Below are 13,404 nucleotides of genomic sequence, written 5' to 3' on the forward strand. Positions count from 1 at the left end.
GAGTAAAGCAGCTTTTACCACATCATTACAAAAAGTAACCTTCGATAGATCTTCGTTTAAATGCAACATGTACTTGCTCGTAGGGATACCTTGTAATTTGGTTCTTGTAATTTGTATTCGGGATTTATTTGGTTCTTGCTACTTGGTTCTTGGAATTTGTATTCAGGATTTTTTTGGTTCTTGGAATTTGTATTCGGGATTTATTTGGTTCTTGGAATTTGGTTCTTGGAATTTGTATTCAGGATTTATTTGGTTCTTGGAATTTGGTTCTTGGAATTTGTATTCGGGATTTATTTGGTTCTTGGAATTTGGTTCTTGGAATTTGTATTCAGAATTTATTTGGTTCTTGGAATTTGGTTCTTGGAATTTGTATTCAGGATTTATTTGGTTCTTGTAATTGGTTCTTGGAATTTGTATTCAGAATTAGTTCAACAAATTTTCCAGTTCTTTCTCGTTCAGGATGGTAATGGCGCCGTCGTGAATATCGATGAGCTTTTCACTTTTAAATTCACTCAGCGTTCTGATCATGGAAGCAGTAGCCGTACCGGCAATGGCTGCCAGGTTCTCGCGGCTTAAATTAATGGAGCTTTTGTATTTTCTGTTTACGGTGATCAATGCGTCTGCCACCTTTTTGCGCAAGGAGTTGTAGGCAAGTCCTAACAAAAGTTGTTCTTTTTCGGTAATGTTCTTTGCCATCATGGTCATAAACCGGTACACTACCTCGCGACGCGTGTTCATGAGGGCATCAAACTCATCTTTTGGAATAAAGGCCAGCTCGGTATTCTCCATGGTCTCGGCCCTTTCTTTATAAACTGTGCCTTCCAGCAGGGCTACATAACCCAGGAAATCACCTTCGCCATAGATCCCTACGATCAGTTCCTTGCCTTCTTCATTGGTCTTATACGTTTTTACTTTTCCTTTTTTTATGTAATACAGTCTGGCGGGGCGATTGCCCTCCACGTATATGATCTGTTTTCTTTTGTATTTGGTAACGTCCCGGTTCTCAGACAGCAAACTTAAAATATCCCGGTCATTACCCACCCTGGGCTGTTCATTCACCAGTTGGTGGCTACCATTCGCAGCTGCTTCCTTCCGTATAAATTCCTGCTTCATCCATTCTGCACGTTTTAAGCGGCATTCTATGGCTTGCAGTAATTCTGTTTTCTCAAATGGTTTGGTAATGTAATCGTCAGCGCCCAGTTCCATGCCCCTTCGCACTTCTGCCCGGTCGGTGCGGGCTGAGAGAAAAATAAAGGGTGTGTTTCGAATAGCCTCGTTCTTGTGCAGGAGATGAAGAACGCCGTAGCCGTCTAAATGCGGCATCATTACATCGCACAGGATGAGGTCGGGTTTTTCCTGTAGTGCAATCTCAATTCCTTTTTTTCCATCATCTGCAGTAAATACATTGTAATTAGCCAACTCGAGTATCTCCGCAACATTTTCCCTGATTCCGGCATTGTCTTCAATTACAAGAATCTTTTTCATGTTTAGTTGGGTTTTAAAAATGAAATAAAGCTGTTTACCATGCCATGGCAAGCATAGTCATAAGACATAGTCTTCGAAGGAATATCATAGATTATGAAACGGATAGGAATAAGGTGATGTCAGAGCTGCTTTCGGAGAAGTACTTATTAAAAAATATAGCGGAGAGAACTATCTCTAATGAATTCACTGTAATGAAAATCAAAACAGTGATAGCAATTGTTTGGTTACCTGCTAAGGATTCGGTTACAATAAACAATATGAATCTGATGGACTGGTTAATTTTAAAGATAATGTATTTTATACATTATTCCCATCCCATTCATATTATTTTTATGAAGTCAATAGGCAATCATTCAATTTGTTCCCAATAATGTTTTCTGGATTATATTTCGGTAAGACACGGAAGAGATATGCAAAGTTGCACAATTTTAAACTTTTTGCATCCTGAACCAGCAGGTTTTTTTTCAATTCTAAAAAATTTAAAAAGTACGATTCACTTTACTTCAATCTTCAACAAGTAGATAGCGAGTGAGGTGCGCCAAATTCGCTTTTGACGTTGCGATGATCATAATACACCTCGTTATATTACTGCGATACTTCGTCGAGCAAATACAATACGGAGCGGTAGTTTTTGCCTGATGATTCAGCCAGCGCCATTTCGCAGGTCTTTGCAGTGGAATAACAATCATTGCATTGAGTGCTGTTTACTTCTGCTGCTTCAGCACGTGTAGCTGCAGCTGTTAAACCCGGATAATAAAACCCACGGTCACCGGCCATACCACAACAACCTGCAGTTGAAGGAATAACAGGTTCCTCTACGGTATGTGCAGCGAGTTGTAACAGGTTCCTGTTCAGATTCATCTTATGCAGTGAGCATACCGGGTGAAATACGGCCTTAGCTTTCTTTTTGACAATAGTCAAACGCGGCATAAGTATATCAGTGGCAAACTGAAGGCTGTCGATGATCTTTAACCGGTCGAACCGCAGCTGGTTCTCGGGCGACAAATGCGGCCGGCAGGTCTGCAGGGAATGGGTACACGAAGTGATATCAAGCACAATGGGCAGAGCGCCCTGTTTGCTCCATTCCCACAAAACATCGATGGTGCTGTTAACAAAATAGCGATAGGCAGGCGTAAATCCTTTCGAGGCGAATGGCTGGGCGCAACAGGTGCCGGTGAGGTTGGAAGGGATCAATAACCGGATGTTGGCTTTGGCAGCCAGGCGGCGGCACACATCCACGATCGACTCCTGTTTTTCCATATCGCGACCCATCGTGCGGCTGATGCAGGACACGAAATAAACGACATCAGCCTGCTCAGGCAATTGTGGTTTAACAGTCACCGGAGCCGTCAATTGGCTGGGCCATAAGGGAAAAGCAGGCGCTATCTTACGAATACCAGTCGTGAACCGGTACATTGCTTTTCGTCCAAATATGCGATTCACCAGTCTTCCGCTGTGTAAACCGGTTTTAATGAGCCGTTCTACCAGCCCAAAATGCTTAGCCACCTGCATGGCAATGGCATTGCCGGTTTTCGAATGGTTCTCTTTTCTCAATCGCTTTACGAGTTCCCCTGTATTGATAGCTACAGGACAATCTGTAGCACACATGCCATCTACTGCACAGGTATCGAGACCATCGTAGGCATAATCTTTCAGGATACTATTATAGGTAGCGGTGTCCCCGGCTTTTTTCAATCTTGCCAGTGAACGTCTTAATACGATCCGCTGGCGGGGCGTAAGGGTGAAATGGCGGCTGGGGCAACGGTTCTCACAATAACCGCATTCGACGCATTTGTCGACTTCTTCCTCCACCACCGGCATGGGCTTCAGGTTCTTTAAATGGCAGTTCTTATCGGCATTGATGATCACGCCGGGGTTCAGGATATTGTCGGGATCAATCAGCGCTTTCAGTTCCTGCATAATGGCATAGCCATCACTCCCCCACTCGGTTTCCACGTAGGGTGCAATGATCCGCCCCGTTCCGTGTTCCGCCTTTAACGCTCCATTATACCGTTTGATGATCAATTCCGCCAGCGCATCATTAAAAGCGCCAAAAACGGCTATCTCTTCGGGCGTATCGAAGGATTGCGTCAACAGGAAATGCAGGTTACCCTCCTTGGCGTGACCGAATACAATGGCATCATTGTAATTAAATTTTATGAACAGCTGTTGCAGGGCTTCAATGGCATCGCCCAGGCGGTCAACCGGTACTGCAATGTCTTCCAGCATCACCGAAGTGCCTTTTTGCCGTACGGCCGCCACGGAAGGATACATTCCTTTGCGCAGCTTCCAGTAATTGGCCTGAATGGCTTCATCGGTGGTAAACGTGGTTTTATATATTATAGGTAGGGCATCTATGAATTGTGCAGCCCTGGTCAGTTTTTCCTCCAGTCCTGCCGCGGTTTCGGCCTGGTATTCGCACAAGATGCCCGCGGTGTTGGCTGGCAGGGTCTTCAGGAAGGCGGGGGCGCCGGCCAGGTCTTCAATGGAATGAATGGCGGCCCTGTCCATGAACTCCAGCGCTTCAGCGTCGCTTTCTTTCAAGGCGGGAATTGCGTTACAGGCGGCAGCCGGTGATGCAAAGAACAACAGGCCGGTGCTCTTGTATGGTTTATCGGGTATGGTGTTCAGCACCGCCTCCGCAATAAAGGCGAGCGTACCTTCAGCCCCGATCAGCAAATGGGCCAGCACATCCAGCGGATGCTCATAATCCAGGAAAGCATTGATACTGTAACCAACCGTGTTCTTTATTTTATACTTCTCCCTGATCCTGGCAGTTAATGCCGGATTGCTTTTAACGCGCTGCGCCAGTTGTTGAATGCCGGCAAACAATTGCGGCTGGGTGGTTTCAAAGCGTTTGTAATCAGCTGCATTTTCCGTATTGAATACTTCGCCGTTAGGCAGTACGAACTTTACAAACTTAAGGGTATGGTAAGAATTATAAGCCACCCCGCAACACATGCCGCTGGAATTGTTCGACAAAATGCCTCCCATCATGGCGGCATTGATAGAAGCCGGGTCGGGTCCGATCTTCTTTTTGTATTGTTTCAGGAAAAAATTCACGCGGCTGCCGGTGATGCCGGGCTGCACCCGCACTGTTGCACCGGCCATTTCCGCTTTGATCAGCGGCCAGTTGCGTGAGAGGTCAACCAGGATGCCATCGGTTACCGACTGGCCCGATAAACTGGTGCCGCCGGTGCGAAAAGTAAGTGAGGTCTGGTATTGTTTGGCCAGCTTAAAGAGCAGCTGCACTTCTTCCACATTCACCGGGAACACAACGGCCCTGGGCACCAGGGTATAAAAACTGGCATCAGATGCGTACGCGTGCAGGTCTATGAGCCGGGTCTTCAATCTTTCTGCCGGAAAATGCGCTGCCAGGGCCTGTTGTATTTTCTTTTCTTTCGTCATTGGGGTATCTGCTGGTTTCGGTTTGCAAGTTAAGCCATATCAGCGGAACGCAGAACGCGAAACGCGGAACGCAGAACGCGAAACGCAGAACGCGGAACGCAGAACGCAGAACGCGAAACGCAGAACGCAGAATGCAAAGTGCCGAACGTGCCGACCGGCCTGCTTCGCCGAAGCTCCGGAAGGCGCAGCAGGCAGGCGCAAAAACACGCATACATTTATCAGCTTCCGACTTCCGACCTCCGACTTCGTCATTAAACGTTAACCGTACACCAAAATCTGAAAACACCTTTATTTCCTGCATGCACAAACGCATTTCAAATATCAAAATTAAAAATATGCGTCACCGTTTGAACGATTTTTTTTAAATTCAGGAAATTTTCGTTCTGAAAAAATGCCTGGCCATACTGCTGCTCACGGTGCATTTGTTTAACCTGTGCGGTTATACGCTGTTGTTTGAATATTTCATCCAGCGTTCGAACGGGCAGTTGATAAAGCAGCTGGACAATCACGACTACAAAGACAGCGAGCTTATTGAGGTGAAGATCGCTTTACATTTGCCTTATCTTTCCAACTGGAGCGAATATGAACGGGTAGATGGCGAAGCGGAAGTGAATGGAGCCTACTATAGTTATGTAAAGCGAAAGATCCACAACGATACCCTGTACCTGTTGTGCCTGCCGAATAAAAATAAAACCCGACTAACCGCCGCACGTATTGAATATGCCAGTAAAGCACATGACGTACCCGCTAACAAAAAAGATTTTCAGGCGTTCAAAAAGAATCCGGCCGGCAATGAATACAATCAACCTGTTACCCTCTATGATGTAGCAGTTCTTTCCATGATGGCACATCAGCGCGGTGAAGATCCTGCGCCACCGGTTACAATCAACTATAATTCCGGCCCCTTCCATCCCCCACAGGGTTAAAAAAACGAACAACTTATCAGTAAACCCGGGGGCGAAGATCCCCTGCCCATTGATCCATCAGCCTGTTATTCAACTCATTGTTGATAATAAGCTCAACACATACTTCCATGACCATTGCCTTTCCTCGATGGCTGGCCATTCTGTTATGGCCGGCCATCTCTTGTACCTGGCCAACAGCGCCCAATAAAAAAATGATCAATTTGCTGTCGAATGTCGCAGAGCGCACAAATGTTCCGGCCAACCCTTTTGCCTCCGAAACAAAATTATCTTTCTATGATTCCCTGTTGCAGACGGCAACGGCGTATCCCGATTCAGCCACCGCCATCTTTGCTATAGCCAATACACACCTGGAACTGGGGCAGGAAGAAAAAGCCATACGGTTGCTTGAAAAACTGTTTCGTGATATGCCGCCCTCCCTCTTCGATCACAAAAAAATGGTCTTGAAAACCCTGGCTATGTGCCATCTTCGGCTGGGCGAAAGAAAGAACTGCATCTATAATCATTCCGGTGAATCATGTATCTATCCGATTGCCGGCAAAGGTGTACACGTAAACAAACAGGGCGCCGAAAAAGCCATTGGACTGTACGAAACAATATTGAAATACGATGCCTTCGACCTGGAATCGAGATGGTTGCTGAATATTGCATACATGGCCGCCGGGGGCTATCCGCACAAAGTGCCACCGCATTTATTACTTGACATATCCGGCACGGATAGTAACTGCAGCGTTCGACCCTTCACTGATCTGGCTGCCCGCGTAGGCATCAATATCAAAAATATGGCCGGCGGTAGCATCATTGAAGACCTCAACAACGACGGTTATGTTGATATTGTCACCAGCAGTTGGGGATTACAGGAAGGCATGCATTATTACATCAATAATGGCAATGGCACATTTAAGGATGCCACCGCTTCTTCCGGATTAAAATACCTTACCGGTGGACTGAACCTGCTGCAAACCGATTATAACAACGACGGATGGAAAGATATTTTTGTGCTGCGCGGCGCCTGGAAAGATCAGTATGGCAAAGAACCGAATTCGCTTTTACGGAATAACGGCGATGGCAGCTTTACCGACGTTACGCATGAAGCGAAATTGCTCTCCTTCCACCCTACGCAAACAGCTACCTGGGCCGATTTTAATAACGATGGATGGCTGGATGTTTTTATTGGCAATGAAACAGGGTACAGTGGCGAACAACACCCTTGTGAGCTTTATCTGAATAACAGGGATGGTAGTTTTACCGAAGCAGCCGCGAAAGCCGGTTGCAATATCATCGCTTTTGTAAAGGGGGTAACCTCGGGCGACTACGATAACGATGGCCGGATAGATCTTTTCCTGTCGACCCTGGACGGAAAAAAGATACTGCTGAAAAATGAAGCATCGGTGAACGGCGCCTGTCACTTCAAAAATGTTTCAAGACAGGCCGGGCTGAGTGATCATTTTGGTGGCACTTTCACCACCTGGTTCTTTGATTATGATAATGATGGCTGGCTCGATATCCTGGCATGCGGCTATGAATTCACCAAATCGCTCGCCTGGTATGCTGCAGCGGAAGCAATGAATATTCCACAGGGCAATTCAGGCAGGATCTACCTGTTTCGTAACCGGCAAGACGGAACGTTTGAAGATGTTTCAGCAAGAACAGGTTTGAACAAGATCGCCTTTGCCATGGGTGGCAATTTTGGCGATGTAGACAATGATGGCTGGCTCGATCTTTACCTAGGAACCGGTAACCCGCAATACGCATCCCTCGTGCCTAACAAAATGTTCAAAAACGTCAATGGTCATCGCTTTGCCGATGTAACCACGTCTGCCCGCGTTGGCAACCTGCAAAAAGGGCATGGAGTTTCTTTTGTTGATCTTGATAATGATGGAGACCAGGATATCTATATTGAAATGGGTGGTGCATATATGGGCGATGCTTATGAAAATGCATTGTACGTCAATCCCGGTCAAAACGATAATCACCGCTTGCTGCTTTGTGTGCAGGGCACCACCAGCAACCGCGCGGCAATTGGCGCACGGTTGAAGATATCGTTTACAGATAAAGGGATCAAACGCACTGTGTACCGTGACGTTAATTCCGGCGGCAGCTTTGGCGCCAATCCATTAACGCAGCATATTGGCATTGGGGCAGCAACGATTGTAGATGAAATTGTTGTACAATGGCCGGGCACTTATACGTCCCAGGTATGGAAGCAGGTGCCAGCTGATGCACTCATTTCAATACAGCAGGGGATCCAAACTTTCTGGAGCAAACGCCTGAAATCTTTCAATTTCAACCGGGAAACACCCGAGATCATCGATTGTTTTCCGCAAACCCGGGCTGACGTGCCAGGAAAATAGTTTTTACAGCTACAAAAAAACCTTCGGCATACAAAAGCCGGCTGTTCTTATTGTAAAAAAACTTATTAATTTTGCACCCGACTTAACTGATTTACACGCTATTATCACTGGTAAACATAGATCCGGCAGAATTTGGCCAGATGATTGCTATATAGTTTTAAGATAAGGAACCATTATCTTATGATAATTCATTCATTGTATCAGGGCTCCGGTATATCTTCAAACTAAATCGCAAACATCCTGAATTACTTCAGGTACTGGCAAAGGTTCAGTCATCAGGACTTGCTGTATTCCGTTTACACCCTACATTAATCGACTTCGAAGCCATACAGCTTTGGAAATAACCTGTTCACGGAAAAGGAAAAATAAATAACCATTAAACCTGGATAAGGGATATTTATCCAAAGCAAAACTATTGTCAGCACAATGCAACGTGAAATAACTACCATATTGTACATAGATGACGACCAGGATGATCTGTTGATCTTCGAGGAATCAGTGAACGCATTGTATCCTGACGTAAAGCTGTATAAAGCGCAAAGCAGCGAGGCAGGGATCAACATCCTTAACCAGCTTGAATCTGAAAAGAAGCCTTTTCCATCGCTCATAATGATCGATCTGAACATGCCTAAAATGAATGGCAGGGAAACCTTGCAGCATATACGCAGCAATGAGAAATGGCATGATATACCTGTAGCGATCTTCACTACATCGGCTAATTATGAAGATATAGAGTTCTGTAAAAATTTCGGTTCTGCCTGTGTCATTAAACCCATGAGCTATACCGATTTCAGCGGCACGCTGAAAAAGCTGTTCAATACCCCGTGTCCCCCTAAAGGCGGGATACTTAGCCCCAGATAATTACTTTATTAACTGCCCGCCTTCGCTGAAGCTACGGCGGGCAAACGTTCTCCTTAAGCGCTCCGGAGTATTCTCACTGGTCCCAATAAACCGGACGGCATCAGCGGAGCATCTTTTTTGAAACTTATGTTGGTGCGGGTGCGTCTCTTTTCAGGCGGTAACCCCGCATCACCGATCAGGCGGTTAGGCCAGCAGTTCACCACTACGATCTCCAGCACATTACCGGTTGCTTTTAATATTTCCGTCACTTCCACCCGCCAGGGATCCGTCCACAAAACGCCCAGCTTTTTACCATTCAGCGTCAATTCCGCAATATTCTTTACGACGCCTGTTTCCAGGAAATAGCGCTTACCTGTTTCAATATTGACGGCATCGAACTGCTTAACATAAGTAGCGCTGCCTGAATAATATTTAATGCCTTCTTCCGGGCGTTGCGTCCAGTCTTCCAGTTTGGCGAACTCCACGGTGGCAGGTCCACCCCATGCTGTATCAAAATGGACCTTCCAGGCGCCGGTGAGTTCCTGCACTGGAGCATAAGAAAGAAAATTTGAGACAGCCGGTTTGCCAGCCTGCTTTTTCACGGCAGCCCCTTTTTTGAATACGATGAACCACGATTGAAAAGGCGCAAATTCCAATGGAATACTGGTATACCCTTTTGCCTGGCTGTATGTTTTTATGGGCATCATTTTACCAGTTACAGCATCCCAGATCTCGGGCGCACTGCCTGTGTTGCGAAAACGGCAGCTTAATTTTTCTTCGCTTTTATTGCGGTTGGCAACAAAATAAATATCGGTATCATCAGTGGTACGGTGGATGAAATCAATAAAAGCATTTTCATCGTCACAGATAAAGTCAGGTCCTACCCCTTTTTCCTGCAACACTTCTTTCAAGGGCACATTCCAAAAGATCTTTCCTTTGCCATACAGATGTTGTTTAATGTTTTTGCCATCGCATTTGCCCCATACTGCATCGGCCAGCACTTTTATGCGAACATCACAATTCGGATAATCTTTTAAACCGCTGTCCTTTTGTGGTCGGGGGCCTATTATGGTAGCACCGGCCGCCACGAGCGCTTTTATTTTCTCCAATACAGGCACCGGCATGGAAGTAGTGTCAGGCAATACCAGGATGCGGTAACTCATGCCATCGGGTAATACCAGCTTGCCGTTTTTGACGTTTAGCCTTGTCAGCAGTACTTCTTCGTTACACACATCATAATCGAATCCTTTGCCGGCAGATGGGTCAACATGTTTTGGCAGCACGATATTCGGCGCTATATCACCATTATAATACAGGATATCGGCTACAAACAATCCCTGTTGTAATATGTACTGGCAACGGCTGATGTAGTCGAGGAACGGCCCCGCCTGGTTCCACCACGTAACATTTGGATTGAAGTGGGTACCTGCGCCATATTCATAACCCGGTTTTCCATCCTGCACACGGGTTGCCGTAGATGTATGAATGAGAAAGCGGTTAATGCCTTCGCAAAAGGCGCGGTCAGCCGCCTGTTTCATGTTGCCGGGATAGTCGTACCAATGGCGGAAGGAAGTGAATGATTCAGCAGATGCTGTTTTCTTTCCATAGATATGCGCTGCCGATGATACCATCTTGGTCACTTTGTTCTGACCTCCTTCCAAACGCACCATGCCATACCCTAATTTCTCATCGAGGCCGCCTTCTTCATCGTGTTTACCACCCAGCCAGAACTCCCCCTGCGGCATATCGCTGCGTCCGAGGTTCTTTAAGGCATCCATACACATGGTTCCCGAGCGGCTCGGACCGGCAGCTTCATTCTGCACCTGCAAACCATTCCTATGGCAGAGATCGGCAAAATGTTTATAATGTTCATCGGCCAGACAATCGGCTACGGTTTTGCGATAGTCGTTCAAAAAACGATCGCACATATCTATATTGCCAATGATAAACCCGTTCAGTACAGGCAGGTAGGGAACGGGATCATAGCCCCGGTATTTTTTAAAATGCGTAATAATGTTTTCTGTCCAGTTGGGAAACCCGTCTTCAAAACTGTCATCGCATAGGTACACGAGCGTTTTGCCGGCCAGGTCACCTGCTTCCTGGATCAATATTTTTCCGAGGTTCTCAAACTGCAGGTCAACCCCGGTACGGCTTAACCAGTCAACCGACAGGCCGCTGGCTTCCGGCTGTGCGATCATTACTTTGGAACCCGTCATGCGATGGCCGGTGCGAATGATGGTCCATTCGCCGGCAGGCACATCCCAATCGAGCTGACCGTCGGCCTTTACTTTATCAGTTAGATCAATTACTTTATCCACTGCAATGGGCTGGTCGCCGGGCATGGCTTCCCAGGGCGTAGAAACAGGGCCCATTACATCGTTTGCTTTTATAAAATTGCTGGCGTCTTTGCGGTTGGTTTTGGCAGGAAACAGGGCTGCGCGTTTATCGCTCTTTAGCGGATTTTTGTTAGCACCGGCAGGAATGGCTACGATAGCGGTATCGCGGTAATCGATCTGCTCGATCGGCAGATCGATGTATTCTTTCCAGCCGGGCGCATTCACCAGCTTGTCGTACCCATCGCGATTACCCGGCAGCGGTAGTTTGCCGGAAAATTTTTGTGGACCGCTCACTGTTAATCTGGATTGCAGGAACCAGCGGCAGGCATGTTGCGGCGGTATCCAGGGACCACCCATACACCAGCCGGAACTCATGTTCACGCCCATTTTAATGCCCAGGCGATGCGCTTCCTGTAATGAATATCGAAAGAGCTCCCGCCATTCGGGCGACAGGAACTTAACACCCTGCGGCATTCTGGCGCCGCCCAAACCATCAGCCGAATTGATCAACAGCACTTCGCCCATCCCCTTGGCCTTGAATTCCTCCAGGTCGCGGGTAATACCTTGTTTATCTACCAGTCCGTTGAACCACCACCAGTAACAACCGGGTTGAAATGCCTGTCCGGGCGACAGGAATTTTTCTTTCAGCACATTGAGTGACGGCGTGCCGGCAAAGTCGTTTTCATTTTGGCGTATCCATTGTGAAAAACCACTTTGGGCCGTAGCCAGGTGGGCGGTTGTCAGCGAAGTGAGGCTTATAAATTTGCGACGATCCATTCTTATCAGTTCAAAGTTTTAAGTTCATAGTTCATAGTTCAGAGTTTTAAGTTCTTAACTGTTAGTTCCTGCTTTTTGTGAATGGTTTCGGATACCAGTTACCGGTTACCAGTCATCACGCAAAGCTTCAGCTTCTTTCAGTTCATTAATGTATTCATAACTCATCCACCAGGCAACTTATAAACCGGGTACTTAATAACTCATGAACTTAATAACTTCTAGCCTTTACTAATACGTAATATTCATTCCTAACCACCAACTTTATAAGAAATGAAATACTTTATATTTGAGAACTTTGAACTATGAACTTTGAACTTAAAACTTTGAACTTAAAACTGAAATTTATTTCTTCCCAAAAAACTTCGCCTTTTCACTGTTTGAAGGGGCCAGTGATTTAATGGCAGCTGCTGCTTCAATGGCGCGGTCAGCTTCAATGACGTCGGCGCCACTTTTGATGATCTGCGTATAAGCTTTGGCGCGTTCCTCCGGCGTAGGCAGTTTATCGTAAACAGGTGCAGTAGAGATCATACACATGACGCCGCGCTGGTGCAGCAGATCGAATATTTCTTTATTCTCCGGTTTATCCTGCGGACCCACATAAGCCATGATCTGTTGCCAGGGAATACCGGCCTTTTCATATTCCTCCATAGCCTTTTTTGTTTTTACAAATGCCTCGAACATGACGTTCTTATTATCGTCGTAATAAAATTTCGCTTCTTTGGCATTGTGCACCGTGATCATCACCCAGGCTTCTGCTTTATGTTTTTTGATGAGCTTTGCAGTGGTGGCAAGGGGCACATTTTTTTTATCGAGGATAAGCACCGTCTTTCCTTTAGCCCACTTGATCGCTTCTTCTAAAGTAGGAACACGAAAAGGCGTCACATTGCCGTCCACATCTTTCAGTTGCAGCTTTTTTACCTGCTCCCAGGTATGATCCTTCAGTTTACCGGTACCGGTAGTGGTACGATCGAGGCTGTCATCGTGCAGCAATACCACCACGCTGTCTTTGGTAAGGCGCGGATCGATCTCGAAAGTAGCCGGCGTAAACTGCAGCGTATGGGCCATGGCCTCGATGCTGTTCTCCGGATAACCTTTGCCAGGTCCGCCCCGGTGGCCGCTGATCAGTGGAATATCGTTACCGGTATATTTGAAATATTGTTGTAGTTGTTGGGGCTTATTAATCTTCAACACGTGCATTTTACGTGATTGGCCATAAACAGGCGCTACATAACAGCAGGCCGCTATAACAGCGAGCTGCAAGATCTTTTTATGAAGGATCAT

At 46.5% G+C, this 13,404-nt stretch carries 8 protein-coding genes; 4 read left to right on the forward strand and 4 right to left on the reverse strand.

Translation table 11 applies throughout. The features are described from left to right. Positions 1-397, forward strand: a 397-nt coding sequence (locus JUB15_RS18710; RefSeq protein WP_207514037.1) for a hypothetical protein, incomplete at its 5' end; no start/stop codon positions are given. A gap of 26 nt (positions 398-423) precedes the next feature. Here the strand turns inward: JUB15_RS18710 and JUB15_RS18715 are convergent. Together JUB15_RS18715 and JUB15_RS18720 are read right to left on the reverse strand one after the other, a co-directional pair. After that, positions 424-1,485: a response regulator gene (locus tag JUB15_RS18715; protein WP_207514039.1), complete on the reverse strand. Its 1,062-nt coding sequence runs from the start codon at positions 1,483-1,485 to the stop codon at positions 424-426. A 585-nt stretch (positions 1,486-2,070) separates the two neighbouring features. Then, complete coding sequence (locus JUB15_RS18720; protein ID WP_207514041.1) at positions 2,071-4,893, reverse strand: FAD-binding and (Fe-S)-binding domain-containing protein; 2,823 nt, start codon at positions 4,891-4,893, stop codon at positions 2,071-2,073. Between the two features lie 416 nt (positions 4,894-5,309). Between JUB15_RS18720 and JUB15_RS18725 the strand changes: the two genes are divergently transcribed. The 3 genes from JUB15_RS18725 to JUB15_RS18735 all read left to right on the forward strand — a co-directional run bounded on the left by JUB15_RS18725 (position 5,310) and on the right by JUB15_RS18735 (position 9,031). Next, entirely contained in the window at positions 5,310-5,819 is a 510-nt protein-coding gene (locus JUB15_RS18725; RefSeq protein WP_207514042.1) for a hypothetical protein, read from the forward strand. Positions 5,820-5,926: 107 nt separating this feature from the next. Continuing rightward, positions 5,927-8,170, forward strand: coding sequence for a CRTAC1 family protein (locus tag JUB15_RS18730; RefSeq protein ID WP_207514044.1), 2,244 nt, complete (start codon positions 5,927-5,929; stop codon positions 8,168-8,170). 426 nt (positions 8,171-8,596) lie between these two features. Continuing rightward, entirely contained in the window at positions 8,597-9,031 is a 435-nt protein-coding gene (locus JUB15_RS18735) for a response regulator (protein WP_207514046.1), read from the forward strand. A gap of 53 nt (positions 9,032-9,084) precedes the next feature. Here the strand turns inward: JUB15_RS18735 and JUB15_RS18740 are convergent, their stop codons facing one another. Next, positions 9,085-12,123: a glycosyl hydrolase gene (locus JUB15_RS18740; protein ID WP_207514047.1), complete on the reverse strand. Its 3,039-nt coding sequence runs from the start codon at positions 12,121-12,123 to the stop codon at positions 9,085-9,087. Between the two features lie 342 nt (positions 12,124-12,465). After that, a complete protein-coding gene (locus JUB15_RS18745; RefSeq protein ID WP_207514048.1) occupies positions 12,466-13,404 on the reverse strand; it encodes a glycerophosphodiester phosphodiesterase family protein in 939 nt (312 codons plus the stop codon).

This window comes from Longitalea luteola, from assembly GCF_017356035.1.
GTDB classification, from domain to species: domain Bacteria; phylum Bacteroidota; class Bacteroidia; order Chitinophagales; family Chitinophagaceae; genus Niastella; species Niastella luteola.

What these genes read in the sequence shown, in the direction of transcription:
- JUB15_RS18715 (WP_207514039.1), bottom strand. Translation starts at nt 1,485, where the DNA reads ATGAAAAAGATTCTTGTAATTGAAGACAATGCCGGAATCAGGGAAAAT.
- JUB15_RS18720 (WP_207514041.1), bottom strand. Translation starts at nt 4,893, where the DNA reads ATGACGAAAGAAAAGAAAATACAACAGGCCCTGGCAGCGCATTTTCCG.
- JUB15_RS18730 (WP_207514044.1), top strand. Translation starts at nt 5,927, where the DNA reads ATGACCATTGCCTTTCCTCGATGGCTGGCCATTCTGTTATGGCCGGCC.
- JUB15_RS18735 (WP_207514046.1), top strand. Translation starts at nt 8,597, where the DNA reads ATGCAACGTGAAATAACTACCATATTGTACATAGATGACGACCAGGAT.
- JUB15_RS18740 (WP_207514047.1), bottom strand. Translation starts at nt 12,123, where the DNA reads ATGGATCGTCGCAAATTTATAAGCCTCACTTCGCTGACAACCGCCCAC.
- JUB15_RS18745 (WP_207514048.1), bottom strand. Translation starts at nt 13,404, where the DNA reads ATGATCCTTCATAAAAAGATCTTGCAGCTCGCTGTTATAGCGGCCTGC.